This is a genomic window from Frankia sp. QA3 (genome assembly GCF_000262465.1).
In the GTDB taxonomy this organism is placed as follows: domain Bacteria; phylum Actinomycetota; class Actinomycetes; order Frankiales; family Frankiaceae; genus Frankia.
In genome coordinates this window covers 5,896,689-5,917,391 of the sequence record NZ_CM001489.1, presented here as the reverse complement: position 1 = coordinate 5,917,391, position 20,703 = coordinate 5,896,689, and the positions used below count along the sequence as shown (strand labels likewise).

Sequence of the window (20,703 nt, the reverse complement as noted above, 5' to 3'; positions counted from 1 at the left end):
ACCAGATGGTCGTCGAAGCCCTGCACGCTCGGCCAGGACTGATGGCATGAACCGCAATGGGTCGTGGCCGGATCGGTCCACCGCGTGTCGCAGCCGGCACAACTGGCCGTAACCGAGATATGCGCGCCGGCCTCGGGCTGCCGGCGGCGGGGCACCTGGATCGGCAGTGGCGGTTGCCGGCTGGACTGGTCCGGATCGGGGTGAAGGGTCACGGAAATCGCGCGGGGACGCCGGGGCGAGGAGACGGCGGCCGGGATCGCGCGAGGGGATGTCGACCGACGGGGAGGCACCCGGCCATCCTGTCGCAGACCTGCACAAGCGTCACGCAACCGGCCGTCGAGTCTTCAGGGTGTTTGTCCAGTGCCAACGCTCCGGAGACGGTCAGGTCGGGGCGATCCCGCCTACTCCGGGCATCTCGCGCAACCTTTAGGGCCACTCAGGACAGACGTCCGTGGCGGACATCATCGAACACGAAAATCACAATACATGGACACTTGATCTTGCAATGGCGAACGACGGCACGACCGGCACCAGCGGGACTGGCTACGGTTGCACTCATGACGACCCCCTCGGCGGGACCCGGCACGGAGGACCCGGCGCACGGGGGTGCCCGGATGGGCGTGGGCGTGCTGCTGCGGCAGTGGCGGGAACGACGCCGACTCAGTCAACTCGAACTGGCACTTCGGGCGGATAGCTCCGCCCGGCACATCAGTTTCGTCGAGACCGGCCGGTCCGCGCCGAGCCGGGCGATGGTGCTGCGGCTCGCCGAACATCTCGACGTCCCGGTGCGGGACCGCAACGCGCTGCTGATCGCCGCCGGCTATGCCCCGGCCTATCCGGAGACCCCGCTGCACGACCCGGCGATGACCGCCGTGCGCGCCGGGTTGGAGCAGCTGCTCGCCGCCTATGAGCCGAACCCGACACTGGTGCTCGACGGCCACTATGACGTTGCACTGACCAACCGCGCAGTGCTGGTTCTGCTCACCGGCGTGCCGGCGGATCTGCTGCGCCCACCGCTGAACGCGATGCGCCTCACTCTGCATCCGCGAGGGCTCGCGCCGCGGATCGTGAATCTGGCGGAATGGCGGGCGCACCTGCTGGAGAGAATGCGGCGGAACATGATTCTGCGTGGCTCGCCGGCCCTGAACGCGCTCTACGACGAGGTGTCCGCCTATCCCGTTCCCGACCCGCCCGCCGCCGATGATCCGGGCCCGGACGCCGGCATTGCGCCCGCTGCGGTCCCGCCGCCGCTCGCGCTGCCGATGCGGATCGTCGTCGAGGGCCACCTGCTCTCGCTCATCTCGACGGTGACGACGTTCAACACCCCGATGGACGTGACCGTCTCCGAGCTGGCGGTCGAGACGTTCCTGCCCGCCGACCCGGAGACGGCCAAAGCCCTCGCGGCCCTCGGCGAGCGGCGGTGAACCGGCCGGCGCGCGAACCGGCCTGCCTGCCTGGCGAGGCTGTCGGCCTCGGCGCGCCACGTCGGCCAGCCGCGATCCTCGAGCCACGCGCTGCGGGCGCGGATCAGGTCGGCCACGGCGGAGATATCGGCGGCCGTCGTGGGGCGCATCAGCACACCGAATGCCTTGTCACGAGGCGCGGGCGAATCACGTCGACTGCCGGCGCGTAGACCAGACCGAGCGGAGGGCGTGGGATTCGAACCCACGAAGAGGATCACTCCCCTTAGCGGTTTTCAAGACCGCCGCCATCGGCCACTAGGCGAGCCCTCCCACCTGGCGTTGCGCCAGACAAGCGAGCTCATCCTACAAGATCCGATCATCGCCTGGTCGCCGGCGCGGCGCGACGGAGGGGCGGCTACCGGTCGGCGACGCGGGTGGGGCGGGGCCAGGGATTGCCGTTCTCACGCTCACAGGTGATGTTGAAGCGGCCGAGCATCTCGGCTAGGCGCCGCATGTCCTCGAGGGTCCAGTCCTCGAAGAGCCGGCCGAGTGTCCCCAGGACGATCTCTCGGTCGGCATGCAGGCGCTCCAGCCCCCGCGGCGTGACCGCCAGCTTGCGGGCCAGCCCGCCGTCGGGGTCGGGGATGCGCTCGACCAGGTCGGCCTGCAGCATCGCCGCGGCCTGCCGGTTGACGGTGGAGACGTCGAGGGAGAAGGCGTCGGCGAGCTGGCCGATGGTCATCGGCCCCTCCGCCTCGATCCGGCTCAGCAGCAGGTACGCCGAGCGGTCGAGGGTGCGGCCGTGTTGCTTGTGGGTGGACGTGGGCAGGATGTGATGGCGGGCGAGCAACATCAGTTCCCGCTCGATCTCCTGCAGGTCCTCGAGCACACTCGCCTCCGCCGCGCATCCGGGCACCTAGGCCCTCGTCTGACCGTGACCTTTCTCCCAGACTATGCGGAGCACCGGCGTCTGTGCACTGTCCACATAGCATGTATGGTGCACATCAGCGATCGTCCGTGGCTACCGAAACGATCTCACGAATCCCCCCTTGCAAGCGACATGGTCGTGCCGCACCCGCGATCCCTCGCGGTCCGCGCGCAGACGGTCACCTTCCGTCGGCGCTCCTCGCCATCATCCACCCGGAGGCTCCCATGGCACAGGCGTCCGCCGACCCGACCAGTCGGCAGGAGGGCGCGCCCGCGCCCGGGCTGATGATCGGGGCCCTGGCCACAGCCGGGGTCGTGGTCTCGGTCATGCACACCCTCGTGGTGCCGCTCATCTCGGACCTTCCCGAGCTGCTGCATTCATCCGCCTCGAACACGGCCTGGGTGGTGACCGCGACCCTGCTCGGCGCCGCGGTCTCAACCCCGATCGTGGGCCGGCTGGGCGACATGTACGGCAAGAAGCGAATGATGATGGTCAGCCTCATGGTGCTGATCGTCGGCTCGGTCGTCTGCGCGCTGAGCACCGCGCTGCTGCCGATGGTCGCCGGGCGTGCGCTGCAGGGTCTGGCCACGGGTCTGATCCCGCTGGGTATCAGCGTCATGCGTGACGAGCTCCCGCCCGAGAAGCTCGGCTCGGCGCTCGGGCTGATGAGCTCCTCGCTGGGCATCGGTGGCGCCCTCGGCGTCCCGCTGTCGGCGATCATCGCCCAGCAGGTGAACTGGCACGTGCTGTTCTGGGGGGCGGCCGGGCTCGCCGTGTTGACCCTGTTCGTCATCTGGAAGGTCGTCCCCGAGTCGCCGGTGGGCGACAAGACCCACGGCCGCTTCGACTTCGTCGGCGCTCTCGGGATGTCCGCCGGCGTGCTGTGCCTGCTGCTCGTCATCTCCAAGGGCAGCGACTGGGGCTGGACCAAGGGCACCACGCTGGGGCTCGGCGTCGCGGCCGTCGTGATCCTGCTCGTCTGGGGCTTCTGGGAGCTGCGCACCCCGAGCCCGCTGGTCGACCTGCGGATCAGCGCCCGCCGTCAGGTCCTGATGACCAACCTGACCTCGGTCATCATCGGATTCGCGATGTACGGCATGTCGCTGATCATCCCCCAGCTCCTGCAGGCCCCCAAGGGCACGGGCTACGGTTTCGGCCAGTCGATGATCGTCGCGGGCCTGTGCTTCGCGCCGTTCGGCCTCGTGATGATGCTGGCCTCCCCGGTCACCGCCCGGCTCTCCGCGGCCTTCGGCTCCAAGGTCACCCTGATGCTGGGTGCGGCGACGATCGCGGTCGGCTACGGGCTGGGTCTGGTGCTCATGAGCGAGGTCTGGGAGATCATCTTCCTCGCCTGCATCATCGGCCTCGGGGTCGCCCTGGCCTACGCGTCGATGCCCGCCCTGATCATGGCCGCGGTGCCGCCGACCGAGACCGCCGCCGCCAACGGCCTGAACACCCTGATGCGCTCGCTCGGCACGTCGTCCTCCGCCGCGGTGGTCGGCGTGGTCCTCGCGCACATGACCACGACCTTCGAAGGCGCCGCGTTGCCGTCCGAGGGCGGCTTCCGGCTCGCGTTCGTCCTCGGCGCGGGGTCGGCCCTGCTCGCGCTGCTGCTGGCCACGTTCATCCCCGGCCGACAGGCGAGCGCCGCGGTCACCGTCCCCTCGCAGCGGGAGATCAACACCACGCCCGCCGGCGCGGAGACGGCGGACGCGGTCCAGGCCTGATCCGAATCCCGCTCCGTCGTGTGGCGTGACCCGCCGCACGACGGACCGAAGCCGTGGGCACCCGCGCCACTGGTGCCCACGCCGGCATCGGACGCTTCTCACCGGCGGCCGGCCGATCACCCCTGCGGCCGGGGCGATCGGCCGGCCGTCGGCGTTTCGGCGTCACCCGCCGCGTCACGGCCTCGACGTGCCCGTCCGCAGGCCGGGCCCGCGGTGTGGGTCCCCGGCCACCCGGGCATCTGGCTAGGGTGAGCAGACACGCCCACCAGGACGGTGACCGCGAGCGCGGCCGGCAAGGCGACCGCGTCGACGGCCGCACCACCCGTCGGGACGGTGACCCCGGCCATCCGGACGGCCGCGGCGGCCACCTGGATGGGCAGCGCGGGCGCAGCGGCCGACTGGACCGCACCCGGCCGGATCTCGACGACGCGACCGCCGACGCGGTCGGCCGGCTCGGCGAGGCGCTGGAATGGGTGGAACGTGCCCGCGGTGCGCTGTACGAGTTCCACCAGCTCTCCGGGCGGGCGGATCTCATCCTCATAGATGCGATCAACGAGTTGGAGGACGCCGGGCACACCCGGACCGCCGCCTTCGTCCGTGGTGAGCTGTATGGGCGCAACGTGCTCGACGGACGCTGGACCTTCCAGATCGTCGAGGAGTACGACGAGCTGTACTACCGCCCGTTCACCGAGGTGGACGAGGAGGTCCGGCGGCGGCTCACCGACGGGATGCGCCACGTCCACGAGGCCCGGATGAAGGCGCGGGAACGCGCCCGGGCCGGCCGCGACCTGTGGGGCCCCGGCGCCTGAGCCGCGGTGCCCGGCCCGGCGGCCAGGGCGCGGACCGCCCCGGTGAGCCGGCCGCGCAGGCCCTGGAGCACGGCGAGGTGCTCCGCGCGTTCGACGATGTCGAGCGCGGCCACCACCCCCGCCCGATCGCCCGTGGCGAGCGCCGCCCGGACCCGGACGAGGGCACAGCGCCGCACCGCGTCGAGACCGCCCGGCCTCACGGCGTCCGGGAAGACCGGAGACGCCGGGAAGATCAGAGACGCCGGGAAGACCAGAGACGCCGGGAAGACCGGAGACGCCGGGGCGGATGAGGGCGGCTCGGTCCGGGCCGCCAGCGCGTCGGCCAGGCTCAGGTACCACCGCCGCAGCTCGTCGAGGCTCTCGAGGAGCTGCGGACGGCAGCGGAGCAGCCCCGCCCAGGGGCCACCCCGTCCCGTGGCTGGCGAGCCGGCGCCGACGATCTCGGGTCGCAGCGGGTGGGAGCCGGTCAGCCGCAGGACCTGCGCGGTACGCCGGATCCGCAGCGCACCGGCGGAGACCAGCATGAGCGCGTCGACGTCGAGCTGGCCGGCGGGCCGTTCGGACAGGTACTGGCGGACCGCGTCGTCCAGCAGCCGCCCAGCGCGGACCGCCGTGCGCGCCATCCGGGCGGTCTCCCGCGCGCGGGCCGGCTCCGGCGCGGCGGACGGCGGCGCCGCGGCGACCCGGACGAGGAACTCGATCGCGGTCCGGTACGCGGTGGCGGCCCGATCTCGCACCAGTCGGGCCGCGGCCCCCGTCGGCCACAGCAGCGCGCCGACGACGATGCTGATCAGGAAGCCGAGGACCACGTCCTCGATGCGGACGAGACCGACCCGCCAGCCGACCGGCTCGACGATGTTGAACAGCAGCACGACAGCGACGGTGAACCCGGCCTGGCCGACCGCGAACGCGTTCGCTTTACGGGCATAGGCGGCGATCAGCACCGCGACCGGCAGCAGCGCCCACAGGATTGGCCCCGTCGTACCGGCCACGACGACGGCGAGCCCGCCGACGGCGATCCCCGCCGCCGTGCCGACCAATGCGCGCACCACTGTGGTCCCCGTCGCCAGCGCGTTCGACCGCAGCACCGACAGGGTGCCGAGCACCACCCAGAACCCGTGCTCCAACCCCGTCGACCGGGTCACCGCCACCGCGAGCGTGAGGCCGGCGGCGCCGCGCACGCTGTTGCGGAACCAGATCGCCCGTACGTCGGCGTAACCGGCGGCGAGCTCGCGGGTCAGCCGCAGCCGGGCCCGGACTCGCTGCCATCGCGCCGTGCTCGGCGTCGGCCGCTGGGGCCGGCGCTCCCCGGTCGCCACCAGTGTGTGCACCGCGAGCTGCCGGGTGCCCAGGGCCAGCTGGCGCAGCCGGAACGCCTCGGCCGCCGCGGCGCCCGCTCCGATCGGGTCAACCGACTGCCCGGCCGGCCGGCCAAGCGCGTCGAGCAGCGCCTGCCCGATCGTCCGGGCCGCCCGGTCGAGTCGCTCGACCCCCAGCCATACGCCGCGACGCTCGTCCCCGGCCGATCGGCCGGCCCGGACCGCGGCGGGGGTTTCGGCGCGGGGGGCGAACCGCTCGAGCCGGTCGGCGGCCCCGTGCAGGGTGTCAACGACGGCCGCCAGGAGCTCTGCGGCCGGTGCGGGGAAGCAGTGCCGGCGTGCCCGTTCCCCGCTGGGGACGGCGAGCACGAAGGGGACGATCCAGTCCAGATCGACGATGGCGTGGCCGAGAGCGGCCGCGGAGCCGCCTGCCCCGGTCGGGCGGTACGAGGTCGCGGCGAAGCGCCGGCGGACCTCCGCCACCGCCGAGCGCACCACGGTGACCATCACCTCCGACCCCCCGGTGGTGACGCTGGCCGGGCGGGCGGCGACGCAGTCGGCCAGGGCACGGTACGCCGCCGCCAAGGCCCGGCGGACCTCGTCCGGCGGCCGCGCCGGCCACAGCACCACCAGCGAGAGCAACGCGGCGACCGCGCCCAGGCCCCAGCCGGCGAGCCGTTCCGGCACTGCGGACAGACCCGCCGGATTCGTCACCGGCAGCACGAAGGACAGCAGCAGGGCGGGGGTCGCGACCGCCAGGTACGCGTTGATCACCCCGGCGAACAGCACGGCGAACGCCACCACCGCCATCCCCCCGCACGCCGCCAGCGACGAACCGGAACACAGCGTGCCCAGGGTGATCAGTGGCAGCCCCGCCAGGGCAAGCCCGCCGTAGGCGGCGATGCGCACCCGGGCCGGGCCGCCGAAGTCGACGAAGACGAGCAGGGCGAAGACCGCGAACCAGGCGAACAGGCTCAGCAGGATCCGGTCGAACAGGTAGTAGCCGGCGGCCAGCACGGCGGGCGCGACGACGGCGGCCCGCAGCGCGCTGCGCAGCAGAAACGGATCCACGCCGGGGAGGACGACCCGGCGACGGCCGCGCCCCGCCAGCCCGAGGCGGCCGAGGCGGCCGGGCCGCCTCGACCCGCCGGCCGTCAGGCGTCCCGGCGCTTGGCCAGGATCAACCCGACGAGGAACAGGCCCACGCACACCGCGGCGTAGTACACCAGCGAGCCCCAGGGCCCGAACGGCATCCCCTCGATCGCGGGCGGGCCGTCGGCGGTCTCGGGCTGGCCGGCGACAATGAAGTTGTTACCGACGGTGTACGGCAGCCAGTGCTGGATGTGGTCGCCGATCCGGGGGATCGCCGGCAGCAGGTTCTCCAGCAGGAGCAGGTAGATGAGTTCGATGACGACGGCGCCGGCGGACTGCCGGACGATCAGCCCGACGGCGAGGGCGAGCAGCGCGGACAGCAGGTAGATCAGGCCGACGCCGAAGACGTTGCGGTACTCCTGCGCCGTGTCCAGCCCCAGCGGCGCGTCGGGCTGGATGAGCGTGGCCACGCCCCAGGAGGCAACCGCGGTGATCTCCCCGACGATCCCCGCCAGCACAACGACGACCGCGGCCTTCGCGACCAGCGCCGGCGTGCGGGTGGGGACGGCGAGGAAGGTCGACCGGATGGTGCTGAACCGGTATTCGGTGGTGACCGCGAGCGTGGCCATGACCATCATCACCACGAGCCCGAAGCTGTACGCGAACTGGGTGGCGCTCGGGGTGAGATCGGTCAGCTCGGTGGTCTTGGTGGTGGCCGCGAAGATGGAGGTCAGCCCCACCGTGAGGGCGGTCGCAATGATCATGCACCACCACGGCGAGCGGGTGGAGAACAGCTTGATCCGTTCGACGGTGAGCAGAGTCATCGCGCGTCGCCTCCCCGCGTCGCGTCCGCCGCCGCGGCCTCGGTCCCCCGCGGCAGCGCTGCGGTGGGCTGCGCCGGGGCGACGGGCGTCCCGGTGGGCGGCGAGCCGTTCCCGGGCCCCGCGAGCGCCCCGGCGTGGTACTCCACCTCGCCCCCGGTGAGCTGGATGAACGCCTGCTCCAGCGAGCCGCGCTGGGCGGACAGCTCGTGCAGCACCAGGCCGACCTGCCCGGCCAGCTCGCCGACCTGTTCGGTGCTGCTGTTCGACACGAGCAGCGCCGCCGGGCCGTCGTCACCGGCGGGCACGTCGCGCACCGCGAGCCCCTGACCGGTGAGCACCCCGTGCAGCCGCTCCATCTCGGGGCCACGGACCCGGACCGCCGACTCGGACGCCATGTCGATGAAGGCCCGGGTGCTGGTCTGCGCGATGAGCCGCCCGCGCCCGATGACGACGAGCTCCTGGGCGGTCAGCGCCATCTCGGAGAGCAGATGGCTGGAGACGAAGACCGTCCGACCCTCGTCCGCAAGCCGGTGCATGAAGCGGCGGATCCAGAGGATCCCCTCCGGGTCCAGGCCGTTGACGGGCTCGTCGAACAGCAGGACGCCCGGATCGCCGAGCAGCGCGGTCGCGATACCGAGCCGCTGCGCCATGCCGAGCGAGAAGCCGCCGGCGCGCTTGCCCGCCACGCCGGTCAGCCCGACGATCTCCAGCACCTCGTCGACCCGCTTCGCCGGGATCCGGTTGGACGCGGCCATCCAGCGCAGGTGAGAACGCGCGGAACGGTTGGGATGCACCCATTTCGCCTCGAGCAGCGCGCCCACCTGGCGCAGCGGCTGCTTCAGCTCGGCGTACCGCCGGCCGTCGATGCGGACCGTGCCCGCGCTCGGGTTGTCGAGCCCCAGGATCATGCGCATCGTGGTGGACTTCCCGGCGCCGTTGGGCCCCAGGAATCCGGTCACCTTGCCGGGCTGCACCGCGAAGGACAGGTCGTTGACGGCGACCGTGCGTCCATACCGCTTGGTGAGCCCTTGTGCCTCGATCATTCGCCCCCTTTCGATAGAGGTCGTTCCGTAGTACGAGATGACCGGCCCCACGAAACCCCGACCGTGCCGGCGCGCCGGCCACCCGGGGCATCGCCCCGGTGGGCATCATCGTCGTGGAGCCACCACGGTCAGGCCAGGCATCGCCGTCGGCGGACCATGTCGTCCTGACGACAGTGAACAGGTGGGAGGTCAGAGGACCCGTTGCCGGGCGAGGATCTCCTCGGCCAGCTCGGAGACCCGCCGACGCTCGTTGCGTGCGGTCCGCCGCAGGGTCTCGAACGCCGAGACCTGATCCGTCTTCATCGTCGCCATGAGATAACCGACGGCCCGCTCGATGGGAACCCGGTACTCCAACGCGTACTGGAGCTGCCGGGCAAGCTTGTCGTTACGATCGGCGATGAGCCCGGCGAGCAGCAGGTTCTCGAGAACCGCGCCGAAATGCACCATGGCGTCGCGTTCCGTGTCGTTCCAGGCGCGCGGCTTGTCAGCGGCGACGTTGAGGGTGCCGATCGGACCGCCCCCGAGCCGCACCGGGACGCCGAGGACGGCCCGTATCCCGCCCTCCACGAGGGTGGGGGTGACCCGGGGCCACCGCGGGTCCGAGGCGATGTCCGCACACACGACGATCTCGTCGGTGATGAACGACTCGACGCAGGGGCCCTCGCCGAACTCCTCCTGGGCACGTTCGAACAGCGCCCCGTTGCTGTCGGACGCGGCGATGCTGCGCAGCGCCCGGTCCGCGTCGACCAGCAGGACGCCCGCGCCGGTCAGGTCGAAGATCTCGGTGACGGCCTGGACGACCTCGCTGACCAGCTTGGCGAGCTCGACCTGACTCGGCACCAGATGGTGCAGCCGGGCGAGACTGGCATCCAGCAGCAGTTTGTCGATCTCCATCGTCGTTCCCCCGCTAGTACGGCGCGATCCGAGCGCCGCAACCCGGCCGTCCCATCCTGCCGGATCACCCCCAGGGTTATCCCGCAGTTGCCGCGGACGCGGGGGCGGTCGATTCGGAGCCGGTTACTGCTTGCCATGCTGCATCTACCGTACGGAATCGAGGTATGCCCTGGGGGGTGAGGATGGTCGCCATCCGGTCCACGACCTGCGAGCACCCGGTGAGCGCGACCCGGATGCCCCGTTCCCGGCCGGCCCGCCAGAGCAGATGCAGCGCGGTGAACCCGCGGACGTCGACGAACACACCGGTCAGGTCGACGATGAGCGCGCTCGCGCACCCGTCCAGGCACGCCCACAGCAGCGCCCGGGCCATCTGCTCGGCGGCGGTGTCGAGATCCCCCTGGAAGGCAACCGTGAACCCGCCCGGGCGGGGCCGCACCACGGCGGCGAGCCGGCCCGACCCGGCGATGCGCACCCGGACCTCGCCGGCCGCCGGGGCCTGCACCCCGGGCCCAAGCACCCCGGGCCCACTCACCCCGGCCTCACTCACCCCGGCCTCACTCACCCCGGCCTCACGCACCCCGGACCGGATGGCGGCGGGGCCCGCCGGGTCCAGGGCCCTCACCGCACTCCCCCCGGAGCGCCGCGTCCCTCAGCCATCGCTCGCCCCGCCACGAGACCCGTCCGCGCCCGGCTCACCTGGATCATCGGCCGCGTCCGGCGCGTCCGGCGCGTCGGGATCCGTCGGGTGGCGCGACGAGCGCCGGCGGCGCACCCCGACATCGACCTGGCGGCGGACGGTCCCGTCGATCGCGGCCGACCGCTCGGCCGCGATCGACGAGTTGATCATTCCGAGCAGGCGGTTCTGCTCGTCGGCGGACATCCCTGACATCAGGCTGGCGACCAGCTCCGACCCGGTGTCCACCGCGACCGCCGTCGCGGCGGCCTCCGCGGGCGCGGCAAGCGATGGCGCCGACTTGCCCTCGCGGGCGGCGGGGATCGCGGCGGTGTCGTCGCCGTGTTCGGAAACGCGTTCGGCGTCCGGGGACGGGGTACCTGGGACGTCTGCGGGCATGCGTCACTCTCCGTGACTCGGCCGCAGACACAGGGCAGGCGAATTGATCGGTTGTCGAGAAGACTACCCCATGATGTTCCGCCTGCTCAGGGGGACGCGAGGGCGTTGATCGCGCCGGCGAGACGGTCCCATTGCGCGAGCGGGAGCTGGGTGGGCGTCGGGGTCAGGACCTGCACGGCGACGTGGTCCGCGCCCGCCTGGTGATGCTCGGCGATCCGAGCCAGGACGGTGTCCAGGTCGCCCCAGGCGACCAGGGCGTCGACGAGTCGGTCGGAACCGGTCCCGGCCAGGTCGGCGTCGGTGAATCCGAGCCGGCGCAGGTTGTTGGCGTAGTTCGGCTGCCTGAGGTAGAAGGCGAGCCCCTGACGGGCCACCGCACGGGCGCTGCCGGGGTCGGGGTCGAGCACGATCTTCTGCTCGGGGGCGAGCAGCGCGTCCGGCCCCATGATCTCCCGCGCCCGCCGGGTGTGCTCGGGCGTGACGAGGTACGGCAGGGCACCTGCGGTGCGCCGGGCCGCGATCCCCAGCATCCGGGGACCGAGCGCCGCCAGCGCCTGGTCGGACCGGGGAACCCCGAGCTCGTCGAGCGTGTCGAGGTAGTCGAGGAGGACCTCGACCGGCCGCTCCCAGCGGCGGCCGGTCAGCTTCTCCACCGGGTCCCGGTGCCCGACGCCGAACCCGAGCAGCAGCCGGTCGGGGTGGGCCTTGGCGAGCATCGCGTAATGGTCGGCGACGATGTCCGCCTTCTCGGTCCAGATATTCAGGATGCTCGTGCCGACCACGAGCCCTTCGGTGCCATCCAGGATGGCGGCGGGGAGCTCCAGATCCCCGCTGGCGCCGCCGATCCACAACGTCGGGATACCCATCGCCGCCACCTCGGCGGCGACCTCCGCCCGCGACCGGACGTCCGTCGGCCACTGCCGCTGGGCTGCCCAAAGCCCGATCCTGCCGACTTCAAGTACCACGACGAGCCCCTTCCGCGCAGGGAACTGCGACTGTCCGCATCATTGCCCGTGCACCATTGCTACCCCGTGCGTACGCCCGCTATGTCGGCAGGTTTCATCGAACCGGGTGGGAACGGCGGGCGGGCCGCCGACGCAGGCGGGAGCTGACGGACAGGGCCTGGCGAAACGGGCGCCGCGCCCGAGGTGCCCGGGTCAGGCGGACAGCGGCAGATCGGGCACCGCGGTGGTCTGCGACACGGCAGCCTCGGGCCGCAGATCCTCCAGGGAAAGCTGGTGGACGGGCGGGCCGTCGAGCACGATCCGCGACGTCACCGTGAGATCGGCCGCGACGTGGAGCAGCTCGCCGCTTTCCATCAACCGCCAGCGCGGATCCTCGTCCATCCGCTCGCTCTCGACCACCACCGCCGGCTCGTCGAGCAGATCGAGGGACCGGACCCGGATCTCGCTGAACGGGCTGGCATGGTCGAGATGGCGATCGTTGCGTCCGCCGGCGCCGCGCTGGAGCACGTAGAGGCCGTTGGTGTCCGGGTAACGCAGCGCCCACAGCTCCCGGTCGGTGATGAGGATCATGTTGATGGAGTAGAGGGGGAGGTTCTGCGCGGCCCAGCGCGCCGCCGAGGCGATGCCCTCGCCGACGTCGCCGTCATGGGCGTCGATCTCCCGGGTGACCAGCGCGAAGAAGCGCTCGGAGTCGGTGTCGCCGAGGACCGGCAGGCCGGCCGTGCCGAGCTCCGCGTCCAGCTTGCCCAACCCCTCGATCACCCCGTTGTGAGCGAAGATCCGCCCGTCGCGGACGAACGGGTGCGTGTTGGCGTCGCTGGCCCGGCCGGTGGAGGCGTGCCGCACGTGCGCGACGAAGGTCGACGAGATGACGTCCTGGGCCTCCCGGGCGAACGCCGTGTCCGCGCGGCTACGGATGGCCTGCCTCACCACCTGCGGGACCCCGTCTGCGTCGAAGGCGCCGAGCCCGGCGCCGTCCGGCGTTCGCAAGGTGGCCGCGCGTGGGCTCTCGGGCGCGTCCAGCAGCCAGAACGTGGCCTTGATCCGCTTCGGGCCACTACTCATCGCGAACAGGTGGCACATCGACGCCCTCCCTCACAGTCTCGACGGCCCCGGTCTGGTGGTCTCCGGCCGGGGCCCGATTCACCAAGGCACGCGGATCCGCCGGTCCGGCACAGGGATCGCCGTCGGCGGAGCGAAAAGGGCAACGCTACCTCCGACCCGAAGCGCTGGCGATCGACTCGACGCCCGAGACCGGCGACCCGCGGCACGTTTGGTGAAGCACCCGCGGATGACCTGTTCCCCGCAACGATCCGGCCACTCTCGGCGCATGCGGCGCGTCCCACGCCGGAGCTCGGCGGCCTCAGCGTCGTATCCGAGTTGTCCGGATGACCGGATTGTTGTTTCGTTCCGTTTCGTCATGCTTACACAATGGAAGATGGGGCCGGATGATGCCGGTGCGCCACGAGCCGGACGCACCATGAGCCGGACGCACCATGAGCCGGACGCACCACGGACGGCATCGCCGTCACCCGCCGGCGTCGGCACGAACCCCGAGCCCGCCGCGAAAACTTCCGACGCAGAACCATCCCTCCCCCGGCGCCTGCCCCCGTCCCACCGCACTGACCCCGTCCCACTCCGACCGGCTGCCGAGCCTCCCCCGGGGAGAATTCGGTCGGGGCGGGGCGGCACGCCGACCGCAGACCCCCGCCCACGGGAATTGCGACGGCCTGCCCCGACCCTCCCTGATCACATGGCCGGCCGCCAGGAATTCGTTTCCACGCCACGGTAAACAACCATCAAGGTGATTCGCTATCGCCCGCCTCGGTAATCTTCCGGTGGTCCGGTAGCTGCCGCTACCAGGCCGAGAAGCGCGGATCAGAAGCCATCGTGTTCGCGCCGGAGCCGTCCTCGGCATGGCCGGATACCCTCGACCTCCGGCAAAAGACAGCGACCCACTTTTGCCCGCAAGCTCGGACGAACAACCGACTCCCGACCGATCATCGACGGGATCGGACCTGCCCGGACAATATCGGCGGAGCATCGCGGGATGCAATTCCACCGCACCCAGCCGGACCATCCATGGCGAATCGCCGAACGCTCACCGGCAATCACCCGGCCACTCACGAGGTCCGCGGTAACGTATTCCCATCATTCCCGCATGCTCCGGCGACCGGACTGGTAGAAACGGAGACGCATGGCGGATTCGGTCCGATCGTTACGCGCCCTGTGCATCCTGTTCTTCTGCGAGCAGTACCCGCCGGTCGTCTGGGACGGTGCGGGCAGCTACACGGCGACGCTGGCCGTCGCGCTCGCGAGGCTCGGGCACGAGGTGCACGTGCTCTGCGCCCAGGGTCACCGGATCGTCGACTCCGTGCAGGACGGGGTGCACGTGCACCGGCGGCCGCTGCTGCGGGTCCCGGTCAGCCGCGGTCTGGGCCCGGTCGGGGCGCGACTGCGCGGGCCCCTGTACCCGCGGGACTCGATCACGCTGCGGGCCAGCCTGCCGTTGTCCTACAGCTTCTGGATGCGCCGCCTCGGCCTGCGCCCGGACGTGATCGAGACGCAGGACGGGGAGACCCGCGGCCTGGTCCAGGCGCTGTACCGCACCCGCCCGCTCGCCATCCACCTGCACTGCCCGACCATGCTCACCGTCCAGCTCGCCGGCCAGCCGATCGGGCGCAAGGGCCGGCTCGCCGACCGGCTCGACCAGATCTCCGCCGACCTCGCCGCCGTGGTGACCTCACCTTCGCAGCTGCTCGTCGACACCCTGCGCGAGCGCGGCTGGTTGGGTCGACGCGCGGTGGAGGTGATCCCGAACCCGTTCGACGCCAACCCCTGGCGCGACGTCCCGGACGTCGCCGGCACGGCGCCGACGGTCGCCGCGGTCGGCCGCCTGGAGGCGTACAAGGGAGTGGACGTCCTGCTCGACGCGTCCGCGCGGCTCAACCGCGCGGGCATCGCCCACCGGCTGGTGCTCGCCGGCCGCCCCGCCGGCACGATCGGCGGCGCCCCCGCCGGCACCTGGCTCGCCCGGCGGGCGCGCGAGCTCGGCCTGGACGTCGAGTTCCCCGGCCATCTGTCCGGTGCCGAGGTCCGCGACCTCTACCGGCGGGCGCGCGCCGTCGCCGTACCCAGCCGCTTCGAGAGTTTCTCGATCGCCGCCGTCGAGGCGATGGCAGCCGGCCGGCCGGTGGTCACCACGACCCGGACGGGCGTGGCGCCGTTCGTCGAGCGCTGGGGGTCCGGGACCGCGGTCCCCCCCGGCGACGCCGAGGCGCTGGCCACCGCGCTCGCACCGTTCCTGCTCGACCCTGCGCGCGCCGCCGCCTGCGGCACCCGGGGCCGGCTCGGCGTTGCCGAGATCGACCCGGTGACGATCGCCCGCCGCAAGGAGGACGCCTACCGCCGCGGCATCGCCCAGTTCACGGCGGCCGCCGCGGCCCTGCCGGGCGTCGGGCACCGAGGCCATCCGCCACACCCGCTCCGCCTCCCCCGGCCGCGCCCGGCGCCCCCCTCCCTGCCCGCCCACACCCAGCCCGCCCACACCCAGCCCGACAGCCAACAGGGAGGACCCGATCGAGCGGACGCCGCGCGTTCCTGAGATCTCGCCGGTCCGCAGGCACGCGGCGTCCACCGGACCCCGGCGGCGCGCGGCCGGTCCGACGGGAGCGATTCCGCCTCCTGCGCCTGGCGGGCCCTACACCGACGGGTCCGGTAGGCCGAACACCAGCTCACGGAGCTCGCCGACGGTGGGAAGCGCCTCGTAGGCGCCGGCCCGGCTGACCGTGAGGGCCGCGGCCGCCTGCGCCTGCCGGACGGCGGTGGCCGGGTCGCGGCCCACGACCAGGCGGGCGGCGAGCACGGCGGTGAAGGCGTCGCTGGCCGCGGTCGTGTCGATCACTCTCGCCGCGGCGGCGGGGTGGGTGGTCGTCGCGCCGCCGGTCCGCAGCACACATCCTCGTTCGCCGTGGGTGACGCAGACGGTCGGGACGCCGAACGTCTCGGAGACGGCCTCGGCGAGCCGTCCGGCGGGCCCGTGGGCGGCGGCCCGCCCGGCGAGTAACGCGCGAGCCTCGGCCTCGTTGGGAACGAGGATGTCGACCAGCTCCCACGGAACGGTCTCGACGACCGCCGGGTCGACCGGCGCCGGCGCCGGGTTGACGACGACCCACAGGGCGACCTTGGCGGCCGCGGTGATGAGGTCGGCGGCCCGCTCGGCGAACTCGAACGTCACCAGCGCCGCGTCGACCGGACCACCCGCCGCCGCGGCGTGGACCTGATCGGGGGTGACGGCCAACGCTTCGGGAACCCGCCAGACGACCGCCTTCTCGCCGTCGTCACGGACGTGGACGACGCAGACGGGCGTCGGCGCGTCCGGGACCGCCGCCATCGCCGACACGTCGACCCCCTCGCCGACCAGCGCCGCCCGGACGGCCGCACCCACCACGTCCGCTCCCACCGCCCCCACCGCGGCCACCCGCACACCGAGCCGGCCCAGGGTCACCGCCTGGTTGAGCGCCTTCCCGCCCGGAACGGTCCACATCGCCTCGGCACGAACATCCTGGCCCCAGCCCGGCAAGCGCGGCGTGCTGACCAGGCAGTCGAGCACGAACGCCCCGACGACGAGGAACCGCCCCCCGCCGACCGCCCACCCGGGTTCGATGGCGAGAGCCCGCCGAATCGGGCCAGGTGAGCACCGACCCCCGACCGCATGTCCGCCCGGGTGCCCGGTCCCGTGACCGACCCACGGGCCGACCGCGTGCCCGCACCGCCCCGACGGGCGGCCCGCGTACGGCGCGCCACCGATCACCACCGGCCCCGCAGAACCAATCCGACCAGCCCCCGCCTCGACCCATCCCCGGAACCCGGCGGGAACGCCAACCGCATGCACGCAGTGCCGCCCACAGCCCGGCCGTCAACCCCGATACCCGGCCGAACGGCCGCCCAGAGTCACGGTAGATCCACCACGAATAAGTGATCAGAATGGGCTACTACAAGCCCCCGAGCCCAGCGCACCACCCCACACCACACCGCAATCGTGGGGGGTTCCGGGGGGCTCGGCCCCCCGACAGACATTGCGAAACGCCCTGGTCAGACCTCGTCTGACAGACGACTCCCAAAGTGGAGCGGGCGACGGGAATCGAACCCGCGTTGCAAGCTTGGGAAGCTCGTGTTCTGCCTCTGAACTACGCCCGCATGGTGCATCCGCATCGTACCGGATGGATGGGCTGGCGCGGCGCGGCGGGGGCGCGGGAAAGCCCCCGCGCCCGCCGTCGCGCGCTCAGCCGTCCACGCTGCTGCCGGTACTGGAAGGGACTGCACCAGCGGCGCTGCCGACACCGCCGCGGCCGCCGGTGTGGCCGCCGACACCGCCGTGGCCGCCGCCGATGCTGGCGGCGCCACCCGCGCTGGAGCCCACGCCGGGGCTCGGCTGGCTGCCCTCGCCGGGCGGGCGCAGGAAGCGCAGCGGCTCGCGGCCAGGGGGCTGTCTGGGGCGTTCCAGCACGGGGGCGGGCGGCACGTCCAGGCTCACCGGGTCGCGGGGCTGGACCCGCACCGTCTGGCCGTGGTGGAGCAGGGTCATCGCCGGGCCCTCCGAGACGGTGTAGGTGGCCGTCGCGTCGGACACCTCCACCCGCAGGTGGCGTCCGCGCACGCACAGGCCGAAGGCGAGCCTGGTCAGGCCCTCGGGCAGGCGGGGGGAGAAGGCGATGACCTCGCCGCCGTCGCGCAGGCCGCCGAAGCCCTCCACGAGAGCGATCCAGCTGCCCGCGAGCGACGCCATGTGCAGGCCGTCGCCGGTGTTGTGCTCGATGTCGCGCAGGTCCATCAGCGCGGCCTCGCGCAGGTAGTCGTGGGCGAGGGAGAGGTGGCCGCACTCGGCGGCCATCACCGCCTGGCAGCAGGCCGACAGCGACGAGTCACGGACGGTCAGCGCCTCGTAGTAGGCGAAGTTGCGGATCTTCTCGTCCATGGTGAACGCGTCGCCGCAGCGCTGCATCGCGAGCACGAGGTCCGCCTGCTTGACGACCTGCTTGCGGTAGAGGTCGAAGTAGGGGAAGTGCAGCAGCAGCGGGTACTGGTCGGGCGTGGTGTGCTCGAAGTCCCAGACCTGGTGCTCGGTGAATCCCTCGGACTGCGGGTGGACCCCGAGATGGGGGTCGTAGGGGATGAACATGTCCTCGGCCGCGTCCCGCCAGGAGGCCGTCACCTCGGCGTCCACGCCGAGCTCGGCGGCGCGGTCGGGATGACGGCGGGCGGCGTCCGCGGCGGCGATGAGGTTCCGCTGCGCCATCAGATTCGTGTAGACGTTGTTGTCGGCGATCGCCGAGTACTCGTCCGGTCCGGTGACGCCGTCGATGCGGAACCGGCCGTCGAGGTCGTGGTGGCCCAGCGAGCGCCACAGGCGGGCCGTTTCGACCAGGATCTCCAGGCCGACCTCGCGCTCGAACCGCTCGTCCTCGGTGACGTTGACGTAGCGGGCGACCGCGTCGGCGATGTCGGCGTTGACGTGGAACGCCGCCGTCCCCGCCGGCCAGTACCCGGAGCACTCCTCGCCGTGGATGGTGCGCCAGGGGAAGGCCGCGCCGGCGAGGTCGAGCAGCTCGGCCCGCTCCCGTGCCAGCGGCAGGGTCGCGTGCCGCCAGCGCAGCGCGTCGCCGGCGGCAGCGGGGGCGGTGTAGGTCAGCACCGGCAGCACGTAGGTCTCGGAATCCCAGAACGCGTGCCCGTCGTAGCCCGGACCGGTCAGGCCCTTCGCCGGGATGGCGCGCCGCTCGGCCCGGGCGGCCGACTGCAGGACGTGGAACAGCGCGAACCGGACGGCCTGCTGGACCTCCGGGTCGCCGCCTACCTCGACGTCGGCGCGGCGCCAGAACGCGTCGAGGTACTCCTTCTGCTCGCGCACCAGCCCGCCCCAGCCGGTCTGGCGGGCGGCGACGAGCGCGGCCGCGGCCTGGTCGCGCAGCGCCGGCAGGGACCGCTGCTCGGACCAGCCGTAGGCGAGCCATTTGACCATCCGCAGCTTCTGGCCGGGCAGGAGCACGACCGTGGCCGTGACCCGGCCGGCGTCCGGCTCGCTCTCCGAGGAGATGCCCAGCGAGTCGGGCCCCTCGAAATGGTGGTCCATGGCAGCGGCGACCCGGATCTCGCTGTGCCGGGTGATGTGGACGGTCTCGACCTTGGTCCCGTCGGCACGGTGGCGCTCGGAGACCAGCGGCGACTCCAGCACGGCGGCGGCCCGCGGGTCACCGCGCCAGGTCGGGAGCTGCTCGTTGGCCACCAGCTCCGACTGGATGACGACCCGGGCCGGATCGCCGATCGCCTCGATCTCGTAGTAGAAGGCGGCGATGGAGCGCTGGGAGAACGACACCAGCCGCTCGGAATGCACCCGGATCATCTGGCCGGCCGGTGAGACCCATTCCACGTCGCGGCGGAGCACGCCCTCCCGGAAATCGATCATCCGCTGATGCGAACGCAGTTCGCCGTACCGGATGTCGAACGGCTCGTCGTCCACCAGCAACCGGATGATCTTGCCGTCGGTGACGTTGATGACCGTCTGGCCGGATTCCGGATAGCCATACCCAGCCTCGGCGTACGGCAAGGGACGCAGTTCGTGCACGGAGTTCAGGTAGGAGCCGGGCAGGCCGTGCGGATCGCCCTCGTCGAGATTTCCGCGCAGCCCGATATGGCCGTTGGACAAAGCGAACAACGATTCGGACCGGCCGAGATCGTAGAGGTCGACCCCGGATTCCCGGATCGCCCACGGCTCGATCAGGTAGGACGCTTTGTCGATCATGCCGGGCCGCGTCCGGGGCCGGACGGCGCGGACGGCGCGAGCAGATCGGCCAGGTCCTCGACGACGACGTCGGCACCGTGCTTGCGCAGCTGCTCGGCGTGCCCCTCCCCGACCCGATCGACGCCGACCACATAGCCGAAGCCGCCGGCCCGGCCGGCCTCAACGCCGGCCAGGGCGTCCTCGAACACCACTGCCCGCTCCGGTGGCACACCGAGCAGCTTGGCGCCGGCGAGGAAGGTGTCCGGCGCCGGCTTGCCGGCCAGGTGCTCCCGGGCCGCGACCACGCCGTCGACGACGGCGTCGACGAGGGCGTCGAGGCCGGTGGACCGCAGCACCTCCACGCAGTTGGCGCTGGAGGAGACCACGGCCCGGGGCACCCCGTGCTTCGCCAGCTCCTCCAGGTAGGTCCTCGAGCCCGGGTAGACCTTCACGCCGTCGGTCCTGATCCGCTCCAGGAGCAGGATGTTCTTGCGGTTGGACAGCGCGTTCACGGTCAGCGCGGACGGCGGGTCGTCCGCGGTCCCCTCGGGCAACCGGATGTGGCGGGCGGCGAGAAAAGCGCGCACCCCGTCGGCCCGGGGCCGGCCGTCGACGTATTCGCCGTAGTCCCGGCCGACGTCAAACGGGACGAACGGGTCACCGGACCGGCTGGCCCAGTTCTCCAGGAAGTCGTCGAACATCTCCTTCCACGCGGCCGCGTGCACCGTCGCGGTATTGGTGAGCACACCATCGAGATCGAACAGGCACGCCTGGATGTGATCGGGTAGCCCGAGCATGCTTCTCCCGCCTGTGTCTGCATTCCCCGCCTTTCCGCCGGGGACGCCCC

General features: G+C 72.3%; 15 protein-coding genes, 2 tRNA genes and 1 pseudogene. 4 read left to right on the top strand and 14 right to left on the bottom strand.

The window, feature by feature from the left end:
- The first annotated feature begins 557 nt into the window (after positions 1 to 557).
- Positions 558 to 1,424, top strand: coding sequence for a helix-turn-helix domain-containing protein (locus FRAQA3DRAFT_RS24260; protein ID WP_009741695.1), 867 nt, complete (start codon positions 558 to 560; stop codon positions 1,422 to 1,424).
- A 220-nt stretch (positions 1,425 to 1,644) separates the two neighbouring features.
- On the opposite strand, the gene FRAQA3DRAFT_RS24255 is transcribed toward FRAQA3DRAFT_RS24260, so the two are convergent.
- Both FRAQA3DRAFT_RS24255 and FRAQA3DRAFT_RS24250 read right to left on the bottom strand, forming a co-directional pair.
- Positions 1,645 to 1,733, bottom strand: a tRNA-Ser gene (locus FRAQA3DRAFT_RS24255).
- Between the two features lie 85 nt (positions 1,734 to 1,818).
- The gene (locus FRAQA3DRAFT_RS24250) at positions 1,819 to 2,292 is read right to left on the bottom strand and encodes a MarR family winged helix-turn-helix transcriptional regulator (RefSeq protein ID WP_009741694.1); all 474 of its coding nucleotides are present in this window, start codon (positions 2,290 to 2,292) and stop codon (positions 1,819 to 1,821) included.
- Between the two features lie 263 nt (positions 2,293 to 2,555).
- Between FRAQA3DRAFT_RS24250 and FRAQA3DRAFT_RS24245 the strand changes: the two genes are divergently transcribed.
- Both FRAQA3DRAFT_RS24245 and FRAQA3DRAFT_RS37600 read left to right on the top strand, forming a co-directional pair.
- Entirely contained in the window at positions 2,556 to 4,058 is a 1,503-nt protein-coding gene (locus tag FRAQA3DRAFT_RS24245; protein WP_009741693.1) for an MFS transporter, read from the top strand.
- A 248-nt stretch (positions 4,059 to 4,306) separates the two neighbouring features.
- On the top strand, positions 4,307 to 4,867 hold the full coding sequence (locus FRAQA3DRAFT_RS37600) for a hypothetical protein (RefSeq protein WP_009741692.1): 561 nt from the start codon (positions 4,307 to 4,309) through the stop codon (positions 4,865 to 4,867).
- 836 nt (positions 4,868 to 5,703) lie between these two features.
- Here the strand turns inward: FRAQA3DRAFT_RS37600 and FRAQA3DRAFT_RS37595 are convergent.
- The 8 genes and pseudogenes from FRAQA3DRAFT_RS37595 to FRAQA3DRAFT_RS24200 form a co-directional block, all read right to left on the bottom strand.
- Positions 5,704 to 6,693, bottom strand: a pseudogene (locus FRAQA3DRAFT_RS37595) (FUSC family protein); the annotation flags it as partial.
- 647 nt (positions 6,694 to 7,340) lie between these two features.
- On the bottom strand, positions 7,341 to 8,102 hold the full coding sequence (locus FRAQA3DRAFT_RS24230; RefSeq protein ID WP_009741690.1) for an ABC transporter permease: 762 nt from the start codon (positions 8,100 to 8,102) through the stop codon (positions 7,341 to 7,343).
- The gene (locus FRAQA3DRAFT_RS24225; RefSeq protein ID WP_009741689.1) at positions 8,099 to 9,145 is read right to left on the bottom strand and encodes an ABC transporter ATP-binding protein; all 1,047 of its coding nucleotides are present in this window, start codon (positions 9,143 to 9,145) and stop codon (positions 8,099 to 8,101) included. The genes FRAQA3DRAFT_RS24230 and FRAQA3DRAFT_RS24225 overlap by 4 nt, the downstream gene beginning before the upstream one ends.
- A gap of 189 nt (positions 9,146 to 9,334) precedes the next feature.
- Positions 9,335 to 10,039 (bottom strand): GAF and ANTAR domain-containing protein, encoded by a 705-nt coding sequence (locus tag FRAQA3DRAFT_RS24220; RefSeq protein WP_009741688.1) that lies wholly within the window; start codon positions 10,037 to 10,039, stop codon positions 9,335 to 9,337.
- A gap of 76 nt (positions 10,040 to 10,115) precedes the next feature.
- Complete coding sequence (locus FRAQA3DRAFT_RS31785) at positions 10,116 to 10,661, bottom strand: STAS domain-containing protein (RefSeq protein ID WP_009741687.1); 546 nt, start codon at positions 10,659 to 10,661, stop codon at positions 10,116 to 10,118.
- Positions 10,662 to 10,688: 27 nt separating this feature from the next.
- Complete coding sequence (locus tag FRAQA3DRAFT_RS24210) at positions 10,689 to 11,111, bottom strand: hypothetical protein (protein WP_009741686.1); 423 nt, start codon at positions 11,109 to 11,111, stop codon at positions 10,689 to 10,691.
- 86 nt (positions 11,112 to 11,197) lie between these two features.
- The gene (locus tag FRAQA3DRAFT_RS24205; RefSeq protein WP_009741685.1) at positions 11,198 to 12,076 is read right to left on the bottom strand and encodes an LLM class F420-dependent oxidoreductase; all 879 of its coding nucleotides are present in this window, start codon (positions 12,074 to 12,076) and stop codon (positions 11,198 to 11,200) included.
- 192 nt (positions 12,077 to 12,268) lie between these two features.
- Positions 12,269 to 13,159, bottom strand: coding sequence for a class II glutamine amidotransferase (locus tag FRAQA3DRAFT_RS24200; protein WP_009741684.1), 891 nt, complete (start codon positions 13,157 to 13,159; stop codon positions 12,269 to 12,271).
- A gap of 1,114 nt (positions 13,160 to 14,273) precedes the next feature.
- Between FRAQA3DRAFT_RS24200 and FRAQA3DRAFT_RS24195 the strand changes: the two genes are divergently transcribed.
- Positions 14,274 to 15,680, top strand: a complete 1,407-nt coding sequence (locus FRAQA3DRAFT_RS24195) for a glycosyltransferase family 4 protein (protein ID WP_009741683.1) — start codon at positions 14,274 to 14,276, stop codon at positions 15,678 to 15,680.
- Between the two features lie 96 nt (positions 15,681 to 15,776).
- Here the strand turns inward: FRAQA3DRAFT_RS24195 and FRAQA3DRAFT_RS24190 are convergent, their stop codons facing one another.
- The 4 genes from FRAQA3DRAFT_RS24190 to FRAQA3DRAFT_RS24175 all read right to left on the bottom strand — a co-directional run bounded on the left by FRAQA3DRAFT_RS24190 (position 15,777) and on the right by FRAQA3DRAFT_RS24175 (position 20,653).
- Positions 15,777 to 16,688, bottom strand: coding sequence for a carbohydrate kinase family protein (locus FRAQA3DRAFT_RS24190; RefSeq protein ID WP_232291732.1), 912 nt, complete (start codon positions 16,686 to 16,688; stop codon positions 15,777 to 15,779).
- A gap of 513 nt (positions 16,689 to 17,201) precedes the next feature.
- Positions 17,202 to 17,275: transfer RNA gene (locus tag FRAQA3DRAFT_RS24185), tRNA-Gly, on the bottom strand.
- Between the two features lie 85 nt (positions 17,276 to 17,360).
- Complete coding sequence (locus tag FRAQA3DRAFT_RS24180) at positions 17,361 to 19,877, bottom strand: glycoside hydrolase family 65 protein (RefSeq protein ID WP_009741681.1); 2,517 nt, start codon at positions 19,875 to 19,877, stop codon at positions 17,361 to 17,363.
- A complete protein-coding gene (locus tag FRAQA3DRAFT_RS24175) occupies positions 19,874 to 20,653 on the bottom strand; it encodes an HAD family phosphatase (RefSeq protein ID WP_009741680.1) in 780 nt (259 codons plus the stop codon). The genes FRAQA3DRAFT_RS24180 and FRAQA3DRAFT_RS24175 overlap by 4 nt, the downstream gene beginning before the upstream one ends.
- Positions 20,654 to 20,703 lie beyond the last annotated feature (50 nt).